The 21064-nt window shown below is 72.3% G+C and carries 16 protein-coding genes; 3 read left to right on the forward strand and 13 right to left on the reverse strand.

Going from position 1 to position 21064, the window contains the following annotated elements; translation table 11 throughout:
* Positions 1 to 15: 15 nt before the first annotated feature.
* The 10 genes from ACBI99_RS03140 to ACBI99_RS03185 form a co-directional block, all read right to left on the reverse strand.
* Complete coding sequence (locus ACBI99_RS03140) at positions 16 to 969, reverse strand: electron transfer flavoprotein subunit alpha/FixB family protein (protein ID WP_219501030.1); 954 nt, start codon at positions 967 to 969, stop codon at positions 16 to 18.
* A 19-nt stretch (positions 970 to 988) separates the two neighbouring features.
* Entirely contained in the window at positions 989 to 1768 is a 780-nt protein-coding gene (locus ACBI99_RS03145; protein WP_219501026.1) for an electron transfer flavoprotein subunit beta/FixA family protein, read from the reverse strand.
* A gap of 183 nt (positions 1769 to 1951) precedes the next feature.
* Positions 1952 to 3148: a serine/threonine-protein kinase gene (locus ACBI99_RS03150; RefSeq protein ID WP_357590322.1), complete on the reverse strand. Its 1197-nt coding sequence runs from the start codon at positions 3146 to 3148 to the stop codon at positions 1952 to 1954.
* 36 nt (positions 3149 to 3184) lie between these two features.
* Complete coding sequence (locus ACBI99_RS03155; RefSeq protein WP_364175941.1) at positions 3185 to 4960, reverse strand: serine/threonine-protein kinase; 1776 nt, start codon at positions 4958 to 4960, stop codon at positions 3185 to 3187.
* Positions 4961 to 4976: 16 nt separating this feature from the next.
* Complete coding sequence (locus ACBI99_RS03160) at positions 4977 to 7043, reverse strand: protein kinase (protein ID WP_375071624.1); 2067 nt, start codon at positions 7041 to 7043, stop codon at positions 4977 to 4979.
* Positions 7044 to 7175: 132 nt separating this feature from the next.
* Positions 7176 to 7688 (reverse strand): YbaK/EbsC family protein, encoded by a 513-nt coding sequence (locus ACBI99_RS03165; protein ID WP_372455342.1) that lies wholly within the window; start codon positions 7686 to 7688, stop codon positions 7176 to 7178.
* A gap of 60 nt (positions 7689 to 7748) precedes the next feature.
* Entirely contained in the window at positions 7749 to 9299 is a 1551-nt protein-coding gene (locus tag ACBI99_RS03170) for a flavin monoamine oxidase family protein (protein ID WP_375071625.1), read from the reverse strand.
* Positions 9300 to 9329: 30 nt separating this feature from the next.
* Positions 9330 to 10172, reverse strand: coding sequence for a M55 family metallopeptidase (locus ACBI99_RS03175; protein WP_219501020.1), 843 nt, complete (start codon positions 10170 to 10172; stop codon positions 9330 to 9332).
* Between the two features lie 391 nt (positions 10173 to 10563).
* Positions 10564 to 11769, reverse strand: coding sequence for a DUF6395 domain-containing protein (locus ACBI99_RS03180; protein WP_364175932.1), 1206 nt, complete (start codon positions 11767 to 11769; stop codon positions 10564 to 10566).
* Positions 11760 to 12104, reverse strand: coding sequence for a hypothetical protein (locus ACBI99_RS03185; protein ID WP_375071627.1), 345 nt, complete (start codon positions 12102 to 12104; stop codon positions 11760 to 11762). The genes ACBI99_RS03180 and ACBI99_RS03185 overlap by 10 nt, the downstream gene beginning before the upstream one ends.
* A gap of 184 nt (positions 12105 to 12288) precedes the next feature.
* On the opposite strand from ACBI99_RS03185, the gene ACBI99_RS03190 reads away from it, so the two are divergent.
* Together ACBI99_RS03190 and ACBI99_RS03195 are read left to right on the forward strand one after the other, a co-directional pair.
* Complete coding sequence (locus ACBI99_RS03190) at positions 12289 to 13632, forward strand: glycoside hydrolase (RefSeq protein ID WP_219501016.1); 1344 nt, start codon at positions 12289 to 12291, stop codon at positions 13630 to 13632.
* Positions 13629 to 14678 carry an endo-1,4-beta-xylanase gene (locus ACBI99_RS03195; RefSeq protein ID WP_375071628.1) on the forward strand — a complete coding sequence of 350 codons (1050 nt, stop codon included), beginning with the start codon at positions 13629 to 13631 and terminating at the stop codon, positions 14676 to 14678. The genes ACBI99_RS03190 and ACBI99_RS03195 overlap by 4 nt, the downstream gene beginning before the upstream one ends.
* Here ACBI99_RS03195 and ACBI99_RS03200 read toward each other — a convergent pair.
* Complete coding sequence (locus ACBI99_RS03200) at positions 14665 to 15438, reverse strand: enoyl-CoA hydratase/isomerase family protein (RefSeq protein ID WP_219501013.1); 774 nt, start codon at positions 15436 to 15438, stop codon at positions 14665 to 14667. The two genes, ACBI99_RS03195 and ACBI99_RS03200, sit on opposite strands and share 14 nt — an antisense overlap.
* Before the next feature lie 113 nt (positions 15439 to 15551).
* Between ACBI99_RS03200 and ACBI99_RS03205 the strand changes: the two genes are divergently transcribed.
* Positions 15552 to 17468 (forward strand): N-acetylmuramoyl-L-alanine amidase, encoded by a 1917-nt coding sequence (locus tag ACBI99_RS03205; protein WP_219501011.1) that lies wholly within the window; start codon positions 15552 to 15554, stop codon positions 17466 to 17468.
* Here ACBI99_RS03205 and ACBI99_RS03210 read toward each other — a convergent pair.
* Together ACBI99_RS03210 and glgP are read right to left on the reverse strand one after the other, a co-directional pair.
* Positions 17434 to 18330 carry a MurR/RpiR family transcriptional regulator gene (locus tag ACBI99_RS03210; protein ID WP_219501009.1) on the reverse strand — a complete coding sequence of 299 codons (897 nt, stop codon included), beginning with the start codon at positions 18328 to 18330 and terminating at the stop codon, positions 17434 to 17436. The genes ACBI99_RS03205 and ACBI99_RS03210 overlap by 35 nt on opposite strands.
* Before the next feature lie 47 nt (positions 18331 to 18377).
* Positions 18378 to 20960 carry an alpha-glucan family phosphorylase gene (gene glgP / locus ACBI99_RS03215; RefSeq protein WP_219501007.1) on the reverse strand — a complete coding sequence of 861 codons (2583 nt, stop codon included), beginning with the start codon at positions 20958 to 20960 and terminating at the stop codon, positions 18378 to 18380.
* Positions 20961 to 21064 lie beyond the last annotated feature (104 nt).

The raw sequence follows: 21064 nt of genomic DNA on the forward strand, positions 1-21064 counted from the left end.
GCCCGCCGGGTCCGGTCACTTGCGCTTGTTCACCTCTTCGGTGAGCTGCGGGACGATCTGGTGCAGGTCGCCCACGATGCCGTAGTCGGCCAGCTCGAAGATCGGCGCTTCCGGGTCCTTGTTGATCGCGACGATGGTCTTCGCGGTCTGCATGCCGGCCCGGTGCTGGATGGCGCCCGAGATGCCCGCGGCGATGTAGAGCTGCGGGGACACGGTCTTGCCGGTCTGGCCCACCTGGAACTGGTGGGGGTACCAGCCGGCGTCGGTCGCGGCGCGGGAGGCGCCGACGGCCGCGCCGAGCGAGTCGGCCAGGCCCTCGATGACGGAGAAGTTCTCCGCCGAGCCGACGCCGCGGCCGCCGGAGACCACGATCGCGGCCTCGGTGAGCTCGGGGCGGGCGCCCTTCTCCTGCTTGACGCGCTCGACGATGCGGGCGGCCTTGGCGGAGTCGGTCAGCGCGACCGACACCTCCTCCTCGGCACCGGCCCCGGCGGCGGCCACGGGGGCCGTCGAGTTGGGGCGCACGGCGACGATCGGGGTGCCCTTGGCCACCTTCGCCTGGACGTTCACGCCGCCGCCGAAGATCGACTGCTCGGCCACGAAGCCCTCGCCGAGGCCGACGGCGTCGGTGATGACGCCCGAGTCGGTCTTGACGGCCAGCCGGCCCGCGATCTCCTTGCCCTCGGCCGTGGCGGCGACCAGGACGGCGGCCGGCGACTGGGCGGAGACGAGCTGGGCGAGCAGCTCGGCCTTGGGCGCGACCACGTAGCCGACGATCTCCTCGGAGCCGGCCACGTAGATCTTGTCCGCGCCGTATTCGGCGAGCTTGGCCTTGGCCTCGGCGGTGGCGCCGGGGCCGGCCCAGACGGCGGACGGCGAGCCGAGCGAGCGGGCGAGGGTCAGCAGCTCCAGCGTGACCTTCTTGACCTCGCCGTCGACCTGCTCGACGAGAACGAGAATCTCCGACATATCAGTAAAACCCCCGTTCTCAGATGAACTTCTTGGACGCCAGGAAGTCGGCGACCTTCGCGCCGCCGTCGCCCTCGTCCTTGACGATGGTGCCGGCCGCGCGCGGCGGGGCGGCGGCGAAGTCGACGACCTGCGACCAGGCGGCGCCGAGGCCCACCTGGGCGGCGTCGATCTCGGCGTCGGCCACGGTCAGCGTCTCGACCGGCTTCTTCTTGGCCGCCATGATGCCCTTGAAGGACGGGTAGCGCGGCTCGTTGATCTTCTCGACCACGGACACGACGGCGGGCAGCGTGGCCTCGACCTTGTCGTAGCCGTAGTCGGTCAGCCGCTGGACGCTGATCGAGGAGCCGTCGACGTCGACCTTGTTGGCCAGCGTGAGCTGCGGCGTGCCGAGGCGCTCGGCCAGCATCGCGGGCAGCACGCCGGTGCGCGCGTCGGTGGACTCGGAGCCGAGGATGACCAGGTCGAACCCGATCTTCTTCAGCGCCTGCGCCATCGCGTAGGAGGTCGACAGCGCGTCGGAGCCGTGCAGCGCGTCGTCGGTCAGGTGGACCGCCTTGTCGGCACCCATCGCGAGGGCCTTGCGGATGGTCTCGGTGGCCTTGCCCGGCCCCATGGTCAGGACCGTCACCTCGCCGCCGTGTGCTTCCTTGAGCTTCAGAGCCTCCTCGACGGCATACTCGTCAAGCTCGTTCACCACGCCGTCGACCGCGTCACGGTCGAGCGTCTTGTCATCGGACCGCAGCTTGCGCTCGGTCGCCGTGTCGGGGACCTGCTTCACGCAGACGACGATGTTCATGGCCGGTGGCCGACCTCCCGTGTTCGCGTGCGCCACCGCGTCGTTGCGGCGGCGCCGGATGCATGCTGTCCAGACTGCCAGGTGCCCCGTGGCGTTGTGACATCGGGGCTCCAGCGGTCATGTTACCCATCAGTAGCTTGCGTGCAAACGCCAGCGACTCTCACCATACCGAACTTTATTCGGTCACGCGGAGAGCAGGAACACGACCCCCACCACCAGGGCCGTGCCCGCGAACAGCGCCAGCACCGGCGTGGTGAAGATCGCGCTCAACGCCACCGACAGCCCCAGCGCCCCCGCGATCCCCGCGAAGTCCGCCACGATCCGGCCCTTCCTGAACGGCCCGCGCGAATAGAGCCCGAACCCCGCGTCGATGACCACCACCAGCGTGAACGCCGACAGCAGGAACAGCGCCACCTCCGGCAGCGGCTCGCGCGCGGCGGCGGCCAGCAGCGACACGAACACCCCCGAGCCGATCAGCCAGCGCCTGCGCACCCGCTCGCGGTGCCGGGCCCTGGCGACCTCCGCCGGCTCCTTGCGGGGCAGCCGCATCTCACGGGTGGACAGGTGATGCACATCACCCGCCGCGCGCCGCCGCGAGAAGCGCGGCTTCGCCGGCGCCTCCACCCCCAGCCGCTCGCAGATGCGCGCCGCCGTCGGCCGCGCCGCCGGATCGACGGCGAGGCAGTCACGCAGCAGCGGCTCCAGCCACCCCGGCGCGCCCTCCAGATCGGGCTCGTGATGGACCACCCGGTAGGCGACCGCCGAGGCGGGCCCCTGACCGTACGGCTGCCGCCCCGTGGCGGCGTAGGCCAGCGTCGCGCCGAAGGAGAACACGTCCGCCTCCGGCCCCGCCTGGCCGCCCTCCAGGACCTCGGGGGCTAAGTAGCCGGGCGTGCCGACCACCGCGCCCGACGCCGTGACCGACAGGGAGTCGAGCGCGCTCGCGATGCCGAAGTCGATCACCACGGGCACCCCGTCGGCCATCATCACGTTGGCCGGCTTGAGATCGCGGTGCACCACGCCGGCCTCGTGCATGGCCAGCAGCGCGTCGGCCAGCCCGGTGGCCAGCGACCGCAGCTCCGCCACCGGCACCGGCACCGCGCTCAGCGGCCTGCCCTGCACGTAGCGGGTGACCAGGTAGGGGCGCGAGACGTCCAGCGAGGCGTCGAGCACCTCCGCCACGTGCGGCCCGCCCACCCGGCGCATGGTCTCGACCTCACGGGCCAGCCGCGCCAGCGCGCCCCCGTCGGTCACCACGTGCGGGTGCAGCACCTTGACCGCGACGGTCCGGCCGTCGGGATCGAGCGCCAGATGCACTTCGCCGAACCCGCCCGAGCCCAGCCGCGAAAGCAACTGGTAGGGGCCGAGGTGCTCGCTCATACCCCCTACTTTCCCCCCGGGCGGCTCCGGAGACACTCACGACCAGGGTGACAGGAAGCCGAGCCCCAGATCCTTCAGCAGGTCGCCGATCAACCCGGTGATGAGGCCCACCGCGCTGTCCTGGGCGCGTTCGGTCAGCTCGTTGATCACCGTCTCGGGTGCGCGCCACGGCTCCCACGACGGATCCTGGCCCAGCGCGAACATCACCGCGAACAGCGCCAGCGTGCCCACGGCCACGGTCGCGACCAGCGCCGCGCCCGGCGAGCGCAGGGTCGCCGTCAGCGTGCGGGTGACCGCCTTGCGCGGCGCCCCGCCGCCCGGCAGCAGGAACAGCCCGGCGGTGAACGCCCCGGCGGCGTAGGCGGCGGCCTCGTTGACGCCCATCCCGCCGCCCCAGCGCAGCACCCCCCACACGCACACGCCGAACAGGATCGACAGCGGCACCTGCGCCACGCTCACCAGCGCGGCCTTGACCAGCGCCCACGGCGTGCCGACGAGCACCAGCAGCGGATCGGCCGCGCTGCTGCCGCGCACCTGGCGGCGCTTGACCATGTCGCCGAACAGGTATTCGCCCATCCGGAACACCAGCGCCAGCACGATCGCGACCATGCTCACCACGACCGGCATCATCACGGCCAGCGCGACGAGCGACACCATCAGCAGCAGCCCGACGAACTGGCTGCCCACCAGATAGCGCTTGCGCTCGGCCGGCCTCGGCTGCGGCGGCGGCGTGTAGGGCCTGGCCTGCGGCTGCGCCGAGGGCCTGGTCGGCGGCGGCGCCGGATAGCCCGCGACCCGCTGGTCCGGCCTCGGCGCCGCCGGGGGCCGCGCCGAGATCGGCGCGGGGACGTAGGGCGGCGGCCTCTCCTCGCGCGCCGGCGGACGGCGGTCGTAGTCGACCGGCGGCAGCACGTCGGCGAACGACTCCATCACCCGCGTGCGGTTGAGCAGCCGCCTGGTGCGGCTCGGCGCCTCCGGCGGCGTCTCGTGGAACGTCGTCACCGACGGGTCCAGCGCCTTGGCCATCTTGAGCAGCTCACGGGCGTCGGGCCGGTCCTCCGGCTCCACCTGGAGCGCCCGGCTCAGCCAGCCGCGCAGCCACACGGGCGCCTTGTCGAGCTGGGCCCGGCCCTCCATGATGTTGAAGCAGACCGCCTCGAACGTGCCCGTGCCGAACGGCGGGCCGCCCACCGCGGCGAAGAACACCGTCGAGGCCAGCGAGTGCACGTCCGCCTTCTGCGTGATGTCGGAGTCGCGGATGATCTCCGGCGCCAGATAGCCCGGCGTGCCGACGAACATGCCCGTCTGGGTCAGCCGCGTGGCGTTGACCAGGTGGGCGATGCCGAAGTCGATGACCAGCGGCTCCTCGCCCACCAGCATGACGTTGGACGGCTTGAAGTCACGGTGGATCACGTCGGCCGCGTGGATGGCCACCAGCGCCTGGCACAGGCCCTGCGCGAGCTTGATGATCTGACGCGCCTCCAGCGCGCCGTCGGCCAGCACGGTCTCCTCCAGCGTGCGGCCGGGGGCGAACCGGGTCACCACGTACGGCTGGCCGCCCACGAGCTCGGCGTCGAGCACCTCCGCCACGTACGGGCTGCGCACCCGGCGCATCGTCTCGACCTCGCGGGTCAGCCGGTCACGCGCCTTGAGGTCGGCGGCCACGTGCGGATGCAGGACCTTGACCGCGACCTCGCGGCCGTCGCCGTCGACACCGAGGTGGACAACCCCCATGCCGCCCTCGCCGATTCGCCTGACCAGACGGTAGGGGCCGAGCCGCTCCGGCGTCTGGGTGTCGCCGCCCGTGCTCATCGCAACCGTCCCCGCGTCATCCGTCGTCGCCCCCGTTCAGCTTCTCCAGCAGATCCGTCGCCGAGCCGACGTCGACCGGACTCCATACGGCCTCCCTCGCGTCGTCCCCGTACGTGCCGTAGGCGAGGATGAGGGAGAGGGCGGCCCCTGCCGCCAGGACTCCCGCCATCACCATCGCCGCTGTCCTCGAGGGTACGAGCGATGAGAGCGTCCTGCGCATCTGCCTTCCGGGGCCCTCCACCCCCGGGCCGGCGCAGACGGTCCACAGCGCCACCGCCGCCCCCCAGGCCAGCGCGTTCGACGGGTCCATCTTGACTACCACGGTGAGCAGGAGCGTAACGGGCAACCCCAGAATGAGAGCGTAAAGAACGAGCGCCAGCGTGATGCCCGCCGACTTGGCCAGCGCCTGCGGCAGCCCGAACACCCTGACCACGTCGAGGGCCGCCGCGCTGCTCGGGCGGCGCACGGTCAGCGACGGCTGGGCCAGGTCGGCGGCCCGCAGCAGCACCGCGACCGGCACCGCCACCACCGCCACCAGCACCGGGGCCAGCGCGGCCAGCACGATCATGATGATGAGCAGCATCGCGCCGGCCACCGCGTAGGCGGCCGACTGCTTGAGCGGCTGGCCCGGGAGCGCGCCCGGGATGAACGGCTCGCGCCGCGTCTGCGGCTCGGGCGGGAACTGCGCCTGCGCCGGGATGTAGGGCGGCGGTGGCACCGGGGCGCCGCGGCCGTAGTCGGGCGCCTCCGGGCGCACCCGCCGGGTCGGCACCTCGCCCTCCGGCGGGTGGACGGCGGGCGCCTGGTTCCACGGCAGGCTCTGCCGGCCCGCCTCGCGCTGCATCTGGCGCAGCTCCTCCGGGCTCACCCGGCGGGTCGGCCACGGGTCGCCCTGGCCGGGGAGAAGCGACACGTACTGCTGGTCGGCGGTCTGCGGCGGGGCGTGCGGCGGGCGTCCGTCGACGACCTGGCGCGGCGTCACGGGCGGCGTGGCAGCCTCCCACGGCTGCCGGTCCTGCCCGTGCGCTGCCACGTCGCTCCCGTACGGCCGCGCCACCGGCGCGCCCTGGGGGCCGCTGCCGTGGGGGTGTCCTGCCGGTGCGTCCTGGGGGCCCGTCCCGTACGGGGGACGCGCGGGCGGTTCCTTCGCGCCCGTGACCGGAACGCCCTGCGGGCCGGTGCCGTAGGGCGGGCCGGGGCGGTCGGCGTAGGGCGGCGGCAGGTGCTCGCCCGTGCGCGGCGGCCCGTCGGGGCGCGGCACGGTGGAGATCTGGTCGGGCGCGCCGCCCGGCGGCCTGGGCAGCATGCGCGCGGTCTGCTCGGCCAGCTCGGCCGCCTTGGGGCGCTTGGCCGGATTGCGCTGGAAGGCCGCCTTGAGCAGCGGCTGGATCGCCTTCGGGGCGGCGCTGACGTCGGCCTTGCCGGCGGTGATGTTGTAGAAGACCATCTCCAGCGTGCCCTTGCCGAAGGGCGGCTGGCCGGTGCCGGCGTAGAGCAGGGTGCCGGCCCAGGCGTGGATGTCGACCTCGGGCCCGGCCTCCTGGCCCTCGATGATCTCCGGCGCCAGGTAGCCCGGCGTGCCGATGAACATGCCCGTCTGGGTCAGCCGGGTCGCGTCGACCGCCTGCGCGATGCCGAAGTCGATCAGCACCGGCTCACCGTCGAGGATGAGCACGTTGCCCGGCTTGAGGTCGCGGTGGATGACGCCCACCGAGTGCACGGCGGCCAGCGCCGCGGCCACCCCGTAGCCGACCTTGAGCAGCGCGGGCAGGTCGAGCGGCCCGTCGTTCTTGACGATCTCGTCGAGCGCGCGGCCGGGCACGTAACGCGTCACGATGTACGGCCGGTGACCGGTCACGTCGGCGTCGAGCACCTCGGCGATGTAGGAGCTGCGCACCCGGCGCATCGTCTCGACCTCGCGCGCGAGCCGTCGCCTGGCGACCTCGTCACCGGCGACCTCGGAGCGCAGGACCTTGACCGCCACCTGCCGCCCCTGAGGGTCGGTGGCGAGGTGGACCACGCCCATTCCGCCCTCGCCGAGCCGCCTGAGCAGCCGGTAAGGGCCGAGTCGGTCATCGTTCATGGCATGAAGCACCATACCGGCTTAATCCCCGCCCACGAGATGAACCACGAGGCCACATTCCCACTCGTACAACGTCCAGAAGGGCCTCATCGGTTTCCCAATCAACGGTCTCGAATTGGCTACGGTGACCGATCAGCCGGCCAGAGGAAGCACTTCCGCCTGCTTGAGCCCCGCCAGGGTGGCCCCGGCGACGGCGAGCTTGGCCCGCCGCACCCCGGCGCCGATGACCACCTGAGGGTGCTCGGCCACGTTGACGTCCACCAGCACCGGCCAGCCGTCGGGCAGGCCGAGCGGGGTGATGCCGCCGTACTCCATGCCGGTGAGCTCGACCGCCTCCGCCATCGGGGCGAAGCTCGCCTTGCGCGCGTCGAGGTGCTTGCGCACCACGCCGTTCACGTCCACCCGCATCGTCGCGAGCACCATGCACGCCGCGTAGCGGATCTCACCGCCGCGCTTGGCGGCGACCACCACGCAGTTGGCCGACTCCTCCAGCGTCACGCCGTAGCGTTCGCAGAACGCCGCCGTGTCGGCCAGCTCCGGGTCGATCTCGGCCACCCGTACGCCGTCGAGCTCTCCCACGGCCCGCGCCACCGGCTCGGCCAGCAGGTCGGGCCGGTCGGCGGCGGGCACCCAGTGCAACGTCATCCCCAACTCCTCGGTCGCTCTCCCAGGACCTTACGCCGGTCCCGGGAGCGGCATGCGACGTCACGGCGACCGCAGCACCCGTTGGTGCAGTTGCGTGACGGCGCCGCGGGCGGACTCCATGGCCCCCGCCTGCCAGGCGGTCAGCCGGGTGAGCCAGTCACCCGCGAAGTACACCCTTCCGCTGGGGCGTTGCAGAAGAGTGAAGGACGAATCAAAGTCGGGCCAGCGCACCCAGCCGCCCTGGATGTGCTCCTGGCGTTCCCAGGCGATGGAGACGCTGGACAGCACGCCGGTGCGGTACTTCTCGCCGTGGATCTTCTTGCCCTGGGTGAGCGCGCGGCGCCTGCGGTCCTCCGGCGTGAGCGCGCCGTAGAGCTCGGCGTGGGCGTCGGTGTTGTAGTAGCCGACCACGATGCCGCGCTCGGCGTGGTAGTCGTGCGACGGGTACCAGATGTGGGTGATGTCCAGGTCGGTCTCGGTGACGCCGCCGTAGATCCGGTCCTCCAGCTCCCACCAGCGGCTCGCGTACTCCAGGCCGATCTTGCCGGCGGCCACGGGGACGGGCCGCCGGAGCGCGGCGGTGACGGGTTCGCCCAGGTTGTGGGGGATCTTGGCCAGCAGGTGCGGCGGGAGGGTGGCGACGCAGTAGTCGGCCTTGACGCTGCCGCCGGCCCAGGCGACCTCGACGCCGTCGGGCAGGTCGGTGATGCGGGTGACGCGGGCGCCGGCGGTGATCCGGTCGGCGCCTACGGCCGCGACGAGCCGGTCCACGATCGCGTCCATGCCGCCGACGGGCTGGAACATGGGGGTGGCCTGGTCGTACCCGAAGTCGTTGGTGATCGCGCGGCCGGTGCCGGCGGCGAGGACCTGGTGCAGGGTGCCGGGCGGGGCGAGCGGGGTGCCGCCGTCCAGCGCCGGATATTTCACGAAACCGCGCCTGCCGGACCCCTCGTACTCCAGCCGCGGCCCCAGGTCCCCGAACCGGCGCAGGAAGTCCAGCAGCACCTCCTGGTCGCCCTTCGACACCTTCCTGTCGAGCGCGCCGACATGGGTGGCCTTGGCGAGCAGCTCGGCGATGTATCCGTACATGTCGGCACGGGCCGTCCCGGACCGCACCGTCTGGCCGTTCGTGTGCACGTACGTCTGCGCGCTGCGGTTGACGAACGTCTCGATCGGGACGCCCAGCTCGCGGCAGTAGTCCATCGTGACCATCCACGGCGCGATCCGCGCCGGACCGGCGTTGAAGTAGCTCCCCTCGCCGAACCGCACCGCCTGCGCCGGCCCGTTCAGCTCGGTCAGCCGGTCGCCGCCCCTCAGCGTCAGGCTCCGCCCGCCCGCCTTGGGCCTGGCCTCCAGCAGCGTGCAGTCGTAGCCGGCCTTCCCCAGCTCGTACGCCGCCACCAGCCCCGCCACGCCCGCGCCCAGGATCACCACCTTCGCCGCCGCCCGGCCCTGAAGGGAGAAATCACTCTTCCTGGGCGGCGTGAACGCCTTGTCCTGCTCCGCCGGCGCCAGCCCCAGCGCGCCCATCGCCGCGTACATGGCCCCGGCGCCGCCCGCCGCACCGATCCCGACCAGCAGCCCGCGCCTGGTCAGCGCCGCGCCGTCCATCACACCTCGCCGCCGTCCCCGGTCCCTCGATCAGCCGTACGGGCCACTGCCGCACGCCACCTGACCGCCGATGGTGGCGAAGATGCCGAACAGCGCCATGATCTGGGTGTAGTCGTCCGTCGTGAACTCCGTGTGGCGAGGCCCCACCGTCTTCACCCCGGGAACCAGCGCCACAGCCGCCGCGATGGCCGTGGAGTTCCACTCCACCCCCAGCGTGTACGGAGCCTCCAAGGTGTAAGGCGTGAAGTCGCTCAACCGGTTGAGCGCCCTGACCGTCGCCTCACGAATCCGCTGCTGCGCGACGCTCGGCGGCAGCAACTCGGCCGAGAACTTCCCGATCCCCTTCTTGACCGCCACCGTCTCCACATCGCCCAGCAGCTCCCGCGCCTCCTCACCCACGGCCTCGTCACCGGTCACCACCACCACCGGCACCCCGTGGTAACCGGCGCACGCCGCCACCACCCGCGTCTCGCCGCACACCTCGCCGTTGAGGTACACGTTCTGGATCTCCTTGCCCATCCACGTATGGTTGAGCACCCCGTCCGCCACGCCCGCCCGCGCGTGGTAGCCCACGAAACAGGCCGCCGCGAACGAGCCGTCCAAGCCCTGCGCCATCCGCTGCGACTTCCCCGGGCCCCGGATCAGGCTCGCCCTCGGGTCCAGCAGATCGATCCGCAGGTTCTTCGTCGACCCGTGCGCGTCGTTGACCAGCACGCTCTCCGCCCCGGCCGCGAACGCCCCGTCGATCGCCGCATTGGCGTCGGCGGTCATCAGCTCACACCCGCGCTCGTAGCCGCGCTGCCCGGCGTGCATCTCCTCCGGGTCCGTCAACCCGGTCACGCCCTCCATGTCAACGGACAGATATACCTTCACGCCTTGCTTTCCTCTCCACTCCCGAACCCGCCCACAGCCCCAGCCGGCCTAGCATCGCACCCCGGCCCCCAACACACCCACCCCACACCAGACCGCACCACCGCAAACCGGCCCCCACGAGCGCGGGCGCATCCGAGGCGACAATGGCACTGGAAGGCGCGCGACACCCGGGCCAGCCTGCCCCGGACGCGGGCCGTCCCCGCCGCGAGCGCGCCGGCAGCCCGTGGCCACGTCCCGCGAGGGAGCGGGTGCGGCGGCAGCCGGTTGCCACGGCACACGCGTAAGCCGGCGGCGGGTCGTCGCCAAGTCCCCCGTGGGGTTGGGCACCGGCCGGCCCGTTCGCCGGGGCGTTCGGGGTGGTGGGGCGGCCGGTGGTGTGGGGTGGCTGGGGTCAGGAGCCCCATGATTCCACTCGGTGGCGTTCCGGGTCGGTCATGAGGCCGACGTGGGTGGTCAGGAAGGCGGCCGCCTGGTCGCGCCAGGGGGGTGGGATCTCGTCCAGGGACGGGGGGTAGCAGTGGTCGAGCCAGCGGGTGGACTCCTCGGTGGCCTCGAAGTGGTCCAGGGCCTTGGCGAACATGGTGTGCTCGATGCCGGGGATGCGGGCGAGGCCGTACTCGATCATCTCCTGGCCGCCGTAGGGCGGCGGCTGGAGCCACTTCTTGGCTTTGCCGCTGGTCGGCGGGATGGGGGTGTCGAGGGGGCGGCGTTCGACGGCGGCCTGGATGATCTCCTTGTACAGGCACTTGGCGCAGTTGCGGCAGGGCCCGTCGGTGCCGATGAGGCACCAGCGGACGTAGTCCTTGAGGTCGGAGTTCAGGGCCAGGCGCATGGTGACGGCCTCGCTCACGCCGCCCACGGGGAGGACGATGTGCACCCCGGCGGCGGCGAAGAGGCGGCCCCACGCGCCGTGCGGGGCCCACATGGGGTTGTCGGGCGTGTAGCGCAGCAGGTAGCGGTCGCCGCCGAGCCAGCGTGAGCCGAGTTCGTAGCCGAAGGCGAGCCCGCCGAGGTCGAGGCGGTCGGCGAGGAGCAGGGCGCCGGCGGCGACGGCGTGGTGCTCGGGGTAGCCGGGCCGGGGTTCGGCGAGCGTGAACTCCAGGTCGGAGGAGACGGTGGTGAGGTCGCGCCCGGTCCGCGCGGCGAGTTTGGCGAGCACGTCGGAGCGGTAGTGCGGCCAGCGGTTCGGCACGCGGGGGTGCGGGACGCGGCGGAAGTGGACGAACGGCGCGTCGGGGTAGATGGCGGCGGCGGCCACGGAGTCGGCGCCGCCGCTGTAGGAGATGGCGAGGGCGCGTCCGGTACGGCGTGGCTCGGCGGCGACGGGGCCGGCGTCGACGCCCCAGCCGTCGTGCAGCGCGGCGGCGACGTCGGCGGAGACGGCGCGGTCGAAGGTGATCCGGCGGCGGGTCCAGGGGGCGACGACGGTCCAGGCGGCGACGGCGAACAGGTCGGGGTGGGCGTCGTCCGGCACGCCGGCGATCGTGCAGGTGTTGGTGGCGAGCTTGACCGGGTGCTCGTCGGCGGCCCGGCCGGTGATCTCGTCCTCGGGGTCGAGGCGGAAGGTGAGCCGTCCGCCGGTCCAGTTCACGCGCACGGGCGTGCCTCCGTTCCGCGGTCAGGCACGGCGCCGGGGCCCGCCGAGCGGAGTTCGTCGACTGCCTGCCAGAGGAGGACCTCGTTCTGCAGGAGTCCGTCGAGCGCCTGGGCGGTCTCGTGGGCCAGGCGGCAGGTGTCGGGGGCGGGCGGCGGGGGCGTCTCCTTGAGGCGTTTCACCTCGGCCCGGAGGGCGGTTAGTTCGTCGCGCAGGGCGCGGGTCTCGCGGTGGGCGTCCTGGAGGTCCCGGCGGTGGTCGGCGATCGGGACGTAGTGGGAGTCGAGCCAGGCACGCACCTTGGCACGCAGCCGGGAGGGGACCAGGACGCGCATCATGACACGCCACCATAGTGGCAAAAAGCCCCCCAGACCCGCCCGCCCTGGCAACACCGGCATCACGGCGGCCGGGCGTGGCGGCGGCGGGCGGAGGGGTGTTGACGTCGCGCCGCAGGGCGCTTACGTTTCCCGCTGACGGCGAAAACTATCGCCCTTGTTCCGAAATTTTCGGAGGCCCGGCGTCATGTTACGAAGCGTTGTCGCGATCGGCCTGCTCGGGTCCGCCACAGTGACTCCAGCGGTGAACCCGGAGGGCCGGCCCGTCATCACGATCCAGGAGCACGTCCGCCATCAGGAGATCGACGGGTTCGGGCTGTCGCAGGCGTTCCGGCGCAACGAGCTGGTCCGCGCCCTGCCCGAGGAGCGGCAGCGGGAGCTGCTGGATCTCTGGTTCGACCGGGAGAAGGGCGCGGGCCTGAGCATCCTGCGCCTGGGCGTCGGCTCCTCCCCCGCCGGCAGCCCGTACGACCACATGGTCTCCATCCAGCCCGAGGACCCGGGCGGTCCGGACGCGCCGCCGCGCTACACGTGGGACGGCGAGGACAACGGCCAGGTGTGGGTGGCCAAGGAGGCCCAGCGTTACGGGGTGCGGCGCTTCTACGCCGACGCCTGGAGCGCCCCCGGCTACATGAAGGACAACGGCGACGACAGGAACGGCGGCACGCTGAAGCCGGAGTGGCGCGAGGCGTACGCCCGCTACCTGGTGCAGTACACGAAGTTCTACGCCCGCGAGGGCATCCGGATCACCGACCTCGGCTTCACGAACGAGCCCGACTACACGGCCCCGTACGCGTCGATGCGGTTCACCCCGGAGCAGGCGGCGGAGTTCGTCAAGGTGCTGGGCCCGATCGCCCGGGGCGTGCGGGTCGCGTGCTGCGACTCCTTCGGCTGGAGCGAGGCGAAGGCGTACACGGCGGCGATCGAGGCCGACCCGGAGGCGCGCCGGTGGGTGCGGACGCACACCGGGCACACGTACGCCAGCCCGGTGGACGGGCCGCTGCCGACCGGCAGGAAGACGTGGATGTCGGAGTGGAACCCCGGCGGCGGCGCCTGGAACGAGAGCTGGGACGACGGCAGCGGCTACGACGGCCTCACGGTGGCCCGCGCGGTGCACGACGCGCTGACGCTGGGCGGGGTCAGCGGTTACGTGTACTGGTTCGGCGCATCGCGGGGCGCGACCAGGGCGCTGACGCAGATCGACGAGGCGGCGGGCACCTACCGGGTGTCCAAGCGGCTGTGGGCGCTGGCGGCCTACAGCAGGTTCGTCCGGCCGGGCGCGGTCCGCGTCGGGGCGGAGTCGGCCGACCCGGCGCTGAAAGTTTCGGCGTTCCGCAACCCCGGCGGCCCGACGGTCGTCGAGGTGCTCAACACCGGCTCGGAGGCCGTCACGTGGCACGGCGTACGCGGCAGGGCGGCCGCCTACGTCACCGACGGCACGCACGCGCTCGACCCCCTGCCCGTCGCCGGCCGGAGCGTGACGCTCCTGCCGCGCGCCCTCACCACGATCGTGATCGGAGATCACCGATGAGAGCACTCGCCCTCGCCCTGGTCCTGCTGCTGGCCCTGCCGGGCACGGCGTACGCCCAGGGCGGGCACGACCCGCGCGACCTGCGTGACCTGGCGCGTAAGAACGGCATCAGAATCGGCTCCGCGGTGGACGTGGCCGCGCTGCGGGCCGAGCCGGACTACCGGGCCGCGCTCAACCGCGAGTTCGACCACGTCACCGCCGAGAACGCGATGAAGTGGGAGTCGGTCGAGCCGGAGCGCGGCGTCCACACCTGGGACGACGCCGACGCGGTGGTGCGCAACGCCCGCCGCCACGGCCAGAAGGTACGCGGCCACACGCTGGTCTGGCACAACCAGCTCCCGGCCTGGCTGACGGCGGGCGTCGAGGACGGCTCGATCGGCGCGGCCGAGCTGCGGGAGATCCTGCGCGAGCACGTCACCGCGCAGGTCCGCCGCTACCGGGGCCAGATCCGGGCCTGGGACGTGGTCAACGAGGCGTTCGAGGACGACGGCACGATGCGGCAGAGCATCTGGCTCAAGCATCTGGGCCCGGGCTACATCGCCGACGCCTTCCGGTGGGCGCACCGGGCCGACCCGCACGCCAGGCTCTACCTGAACGACTACAACCTGGAGTGGAGCGTCCCCAAGATCGAGGCGACGCTGGCGCTGGTCAAGGAGCTGAAGGCGCAGCGGGTGCCGATCCACGGGATGGGCTTCCAGGGCCATCTGGGCATCCAGTACGGCTACCCGGGCGACTGGGCGAACGTGATGGGCCGCTTCGCCGAGCTCGGCCTGGAGATCGCGATCACCGAGCTGGACGTGCGGATGGAGCTGCCGGTGACGGCGGAGAAGCTGGCCACGCAGGCCGAGTATTACACCCGCGCGCTCACCGACTGCCTGAGCGTGCGGGCGTGCGAGGAGGTCACGGTGTGGGGCTTCACCGACCGGCACTCGTGGGTCCCCGAGTGGTTCGACGGGGAGGGCGCCCCGTGCCTGATGGACGAGAGCCTGGCCGGGAAGCCCGCCTACGACGCCCTGCTGGCGCTGGGGAAGGTCAGCGGCCGGTGAACTTGGGGGTGGACTTCTCGGCGAACGCGGACATGCCGATCTTGGCGTCGTCGGTCGCGAACAGGCCGGAGAACTGCAGCCGCTCGATCTCCAGGCCGGTGTCGAGGTCCACCTCCAGCCCCTGGTCGACGGCCTGCTTGGCGGCCCGCAGCGCGACGGTGGGGCCGCCGGTGAAGGTCGCGGCCCACTCGCGGGCGGCGCGGTAGACGTCGGCGTCGGGGACGACCCGGTCGACGAGGCCGATGGCCAGCGCCTCGGCCGCCGGGACGTGCCGGCCGCTGAAGATGAGGTCCTTGGCGCGGGCGGGGCCGACCAGGCGGGGCAGCCGCTGGGTGCCGCCGGCGCCGGGGATGATGCCGAGCTGGATCTCCGGCTGGCCGAGCTTGGCCGACTCGCCGGCCACCCGGAAGTCGGCGCACAGCGCCAGCTCGCAGCCGCCGCCGAGCGCGTAGCCGGTGATGGCGGCGATGACGGGCTTGCCGATGCGGGCCACGGCGGTGAAGCAGTCCTGGAGGGTGCGGGAGTGGGCGGCCATGTCGGCGTAGGACATGCCGGCCATCTCCTTGATGTCGGCCCCGGCGGCGAAGACGCGCTCGCCTCCGTAGAGGATGACGGCGTGCGCGTCGGGGTCGGCGTCGGCGATGCGCGCGGCCTCGGCGATCTCGCGCTGGACCTGGCCGTTGAGCGCGTTCATCTTGGGACGGTCAAGCGTGATCGTGGCGATCTGGTCGGCCACCTCGACACTCACGAAATCAGCCATGAGCCGACCCTACTAGTTAACGTCTGAAAAATTCCTTCGCAAAACTCTCGCCGAAGAAGGAAAATGTTGAGACGCTGACGGGGTTACAGCACCCCCCAGTCAAGGAGCGGTACATGCGCAGAGCGCTGGCGATCGCCGCGGTCGCCATTCTGCCCTTAGTCAACCTCACCGGCGCCCGCGCCGCCGCCGAACCGGACGACCGGCAGGCCGCCTTCGCGGCCGCGGCCGAGGAGTTCAAGGTTCCGCAGAGCGTGCTGCTGGGCGTCTCCTATCTGGAGTCACGCTGGGACGCCCACGCCGGCCAGCCCAGCAACGACGCCGGCTTCGGGCCCATGCACCTGACCGACGCGGCCGCGTACACCGGGACGAACCACCACCACGAGGAGGGCGCGGAGGACGCGCGCGGCGACGAGAGCAGGCCGCTGGTCGTCCCCGAGCACCAGACGGCGCCGGTGGAGATCCCCGCGTCGCTGCGCACGATGGAGAAGGCCGCCGAGCTCACCGGCGAGAGCCACGAGCGGCTCCGCACCGACCCGGCGGCCAACATCCGCGGCGGCGCGGCGCTGCTGGCCGAGTACCAGAAGGCGCTCGGCGCGCCGCTCAGCGACAATCCCGGCGAATGGTACGGCGCGGTCGCCCGGTACTCGGGGGCCGAGGAGGCCGAGGCCGCCAAGTTCTTCGCCGACGAGGTCTTCGCCACCATCGAGCAGGGCGAGCAGCGCGTCACCGACGACGGCCACCGGGTGAAGCTCGACCCGGTCCCCGGCCTGGACAAGGTCGAGAAGTGGCTGGAGAAGCTCGGCCTGCGCCCGCCGCGCCGCGACGGCGTCGAGTGCCCGCCCACGATCTCGTGCGAGTGGATCCCGGCCGCCTACGCCGAGCTGCCGCCCGACGACTACGGCAACCACGACCTGTCGAACCGGCCGCACAACCAGAAGGTCGACTACATCGTCATTCATGACATGGAGGGCTACTTCGGCCCGTCGATCGGCCTGGTCCAGCGGGCCACCTACGGCGCGAGCTGGCACTACTCGCTGCGCTCCTCCGACGGCCACATCGCCCAGCACATCAAGACCAAGGACGTCGGCTGGCAGGCGGGCAACTGGTACATCAACGCCAAGTCGATCGGCCTGGAGCACGAGGGCTTCCTCGCCGAGGGCAGCACCTGGTACACCGAGGCGATGTACCGCACGTCCGCCAAGCTCGTCCGCTACCTGGCGTTCAAGCACGGCGTGCCGCTCGACCGAGCGCACATCATCGGCCACGACAACGTGCCCGGCACGCTGCCGACCACCGTCCGCGGCATGCACGAGGACCCGGGGCCGTTCTGGGACTGGGCGCACTACTTCAAGCTGCTCGGCAAGCCGCTGCACCCGTTCGGCGGCCCCAACTCGGGCAGCGTCATGATCAGGCCCGACTTCGCCACGAACAAGCCGTACTTCTACGGCTGCGACCGCAAGAACCCCGAGGCCGCCTGCCCGCCGCTGCCCGCCGGCACGGTCTGGCTGCGCACCGAGCCGCGCGCCGACGCGCCGCTGATCAAGGACATCGGCAAGCACCCCACGGGCGAGTCGCTCTACAGCGTGTACGACCACAGCGCGCGGGCCAGCACCGGCCAGCGCTTCGCCGTCGCCGACCGGCAGGGCGACTGGACGGCCATCTGGTATCTCGGCCAGAAGGCGTGGTTCCACAACCCGGCCGCCGCGCCGACCGCCATCCCGTCGATGGGCCTCGTCGTGACGCCCAAGCCGGGCCTGGCCACGGTCCCGGTGTACGGCAGGGCGTACCCGGAGAAAGAGGCCTACCCCGAGGGCATCCCGTACCAGGCGGTGACGCCGCTGCAGTACACGTTCTCGGCGGGCGAGAAGTACACGCTGTCAGGCACGGCGGCGGCCGAGTACTACCGGGCCGTCACCTTCGACCCGGCCGGCCACACCGTGGTCCGCGGCAAGACGAAGTATCTGCAGATCCAGTTCGGGCACCGGGTGATGTTCGTCAAGGCTGACGACGTGCGGGTGACGCTCGCTTAGTGAACTCCTCGACGGCGCGCCTGGTGCTCGCGAGAGCCTCCTGTGAGGAGTCGAACGTGCGCTGGGCGACGCCGACGAAGACGCAGTCGACGACGAGGAGCTGGCTGATGCGGCTGGCCAGCGCGCCGGGCCTGAACTCGGTCTCGCGCCCGGCCGAGATCAGCACGTGCTCGGCCAGCTCCGCGATGGACGAGCGGGGGTTGTTGGTGATCGCGACCGTGGTCGCGCCCGCCTCCCCCGCCCTCGTCAGCGGCTCGATCACGTCGGGCGTCTCGCCCGAGGTGCTGATGCCGATCGCCACGTCGCCTTCCCGGAGCAGCACCGCGCTGGTCAGCGCCAGGTGGGCGTCCTGGAAGGCGTGGCTGGACAGGCCGATCCGCATCAGCTTCTGCGCCATGTCCTCGGCGACCAGGCCGGAGGCGCTCACCCCGTAGGCGTCGATCCGGCGGGCCCCGGCGATGGCGTCGACCACCAGGCCGAGCCGCTCGGAGGTGAGCTGGGCGACAGTGTCGTTGATCGCCTCGGTCTCGGCCCGCGCGACCTTCAGGATGACCTCCGACAGCGGGTCGTCGGGCGCGAGGTCACCGGGGACGAGCCGGTCGGGCTGGGCGGCGGCCGCCGCCAGGGCCAGGCGGAGCTGCGGGTAGCCGGCGAAGCCGAGCAGCCGGGCGGTGCGCACGATCGTCGCCTCGCTGGTGCCGGAGGCGGCCGACAGCTCGGTGATCGTGCTGCGCGCGACCGTCGCCGGATCCTCCAGGATCAGCCTGGCGACGGTGCGCGCGGCCGGGGTCAGGGACGGCAGCACGCCGCGGACCGTCGCCACCAGTGTGTCTGCCCGCAGGCCGTTCCCGCTGTCGTCCACAGTGCAGATTATGCCGCTGGTTCAGCACATTTCTACCGGGAGCCGCCCTACCGCAACGTCCCGTTGGTCATCCCGGCGGGCTCCTCCGGAACGGCGACCAGCCCCAGCTCCGCGCTGGCGGCCACCAGCGGGTGGTGGGGCACGACGCGCACCGTGTAGCCGAACGCGCCGGTGCGGTCGAGCGGGACCACGCCGGTGTAGTGGGCGCGGCCGTCGTCGTCGACGCCGTCGGCGGAAAGCGCCAGGTAGGCGGGGTGCAGCAGCTCGTCGTGCGGGCCGACCCGGCCGTAGGCGGCCTCCACGCGGACGTCGCCCGGCTCCAGGTCGCCCAGCGCGACCGTGGCGCGCAGCTCCAGCGACGCGCCGACCTCCGGCGTGTCACCCACGCCGGACGCCTCCACGTGCTCCACCCGCACGCCGGGCCAGCCCTTGGTCACCTTGAGCCGCCAGGCCGCGAACGCCTTGGCCGGCGCGTAGTGATCGGCGGACAGCTCGCGGGCGGCCCGCGCGGCCGGGGTGTAGAGGTCGACCACGTAGTCGCGCAGCATCCGCCCGGCGAGCACCTTGGGGCCGAGCGAGGTCAGCGTGTGCTTGACCATCTCCATCCACCGGCGTGGCAGCCCGTCGCCCGCCCGGTCGTAGAACCGGTCGGACACCTCGTGCTCGATCAGGTCGTAGAGGGCCGCCGCCTCCAGCTCGTCGCGCCGGTCGGGGTCGCTGACGCCGTCGGCCGTGGGGATCGCCCAGCCGTTGGTGCCGTCGTACCACTCGTCCCACCAGCCGTCGCGGATGGACAGGTTGAGGCCGCCGTTGAGCGCAGACTTCATGCCGGACGTGCCGGACGCCTCCAGCGGGCGCAGCGGGTTGTTGAGCCACACGTCGCAGCCCTGGGTCAGCAGCTGGCCCAGCGCCATGTCGTAGTCCGGCAGGAACACGATGCGGTGGCGCACCTCGGGCCGGTCGGCGAACTTGACGATCTGCTGGATCAGCTTCTTGCCGCCCTCGTCGGCCGGGTGCGCCTTGCCGGCGATCACGATCTGCACCGGCTTGTCGGGGTGGAGCAGCAGCTCGGTGAGCCGTTCGGCGTCGCGCAGCATGAGCGTGAGCCGCTTGTAGGACGGCACCCGGCGGGCGAACCCGATCGTCAGCACGTCGGGGTCGAGCACGTCGTCGATCCAGCCGAGCTCGGCAGGCGAGGCGCCGCGGTCGCGCCACGAGGCGCGCAGCCGCTCCCTGGCCCCTTCGACCAGGCGGCGGCGCAGCGTGCCCCGGATGTGCCAGATCTCCGCGTCGGAGATCTTCTGCACGCCCTCCCAGCCGCGCGCCCGCTCCAGCAGCGACGGCAGCTCGCGCCCGGCCAGCTCCATGAACTCGCGGCCCACCCAGGTCGGCGCGTGCACGCCGTTGGTGATCGAGCCGATCGGCACCTCGTCGACGTCGAAGCCGGGCCACAGGTTCTTGAACATCTCCCGGCTGACCTCGCCGTGCAGCTCGGAGACGCCGTTGACGCGCTGGGCCAGCCGCATGCCCATGACGGCCATGTTGAACCGGCTCGGGTCGGCCTCGGCGCCGAGCGCCAGGATGCGCTCGACGGGCACGGTCGGCCAGGCGTTGTCGCCGCCGAAGTGGCGGGCGATCATGTCGACGGGGAACCGGTCGATGCCCGCCGGGACCGGCGTGTGCGTGGTGAACACCGTGCCGGCCCGTACGGCCTCCAGCGCCTCGTCGAACGAGAGCCGCGCCTCGGTCAGCTCGCGGATGCGCTCCACGCCGAGGAAGCCGGCGTGGCCCTCGTTGGTGTGGAAGACCTCGGGGTCGGGGTGCCCGGTGATGCGGCAGTAGGCGCGGATGGCCCGCACGCCGCCCACGCCCAGCAGCAGCTCCTGCATCAGGCGGTGGTCGGTGCCGCCGCCGTAGAGGCGGTCGGTGATGTCGCGGGCGGCGCTGTCGTTCTCGGCCACGTCGGAGTCGAGCAGCAGCAGCGGCACCCGGCCGACCTGCGCCACCCACACCTGCGCGTGCAGCACCCGGCCGGCGGGCAGGCCGACGCGGACCTTGACCGGCGTGCCGTCGGCCTCCTTGAGCTGGCTCAGCGGCAGCCCGCCCGCGTCGAGCGACGGGTAGTGCTCCAGCTGCCAGCCCTCGGGCGAGAGCGACTGGGTGAAGTAGCCGTGGCGGTAGAGCAGCCCGACGGCCAGGATCGGCACGCCGAGGTCGCTGGCCGCCTTCAGGTGGTCGCCGGCCAGGATGCCGAGGCCGCCGGAGTACTGCGGCAGGGCGGCGGCGATCCCGTATTCAGGCGAGAAGTAGGCGATCGCCCGCGCGGCGTCGGGCAGGGTCTGGTACCAGCGGGGCGCGGTCATGTATTCGCGCAGGTCGTCGGCGGCGTCGGCGAGCCGGCGCTGGAAGCGGCGGTCGGCGGCCAGCTCGGCCAGCCGTTCGTGGCCGACGGCGCCCAGCAGCGCGACGGGATCGTGGCCGACCTGCTCCCAGAGTGCGGCGTCGACCTCGGCGAAGAGGTCCATCGTCTCCGGGTGCCACGACCAGCGCAGGTTGTGGACGAGCTCGCCGAGTGCGGCCAGCTCCGCGGGCAGGACGGTCCGGACGGTGAACCGGCGGATAGCTCTCACAATTTCGAACCCTATGGGCTAGGAGGGACCTCTGAGTCCTTCACCGGGAGGGAGGAACTTCAAACCCCTTCCAGGAGGAAGCATGAAGAGGGACTATTGGGGCA

Origin of the sequence: Nonomuraea sp. ATR24, from assembly GCF_041950485.1 — a bacterium.
GTDB lineage: Bacteria > Actinomycetota > Actinomycetes > Streptosporangiales > Streptosporangiaceae > Nonomuraea > Nonomuraea ceibae.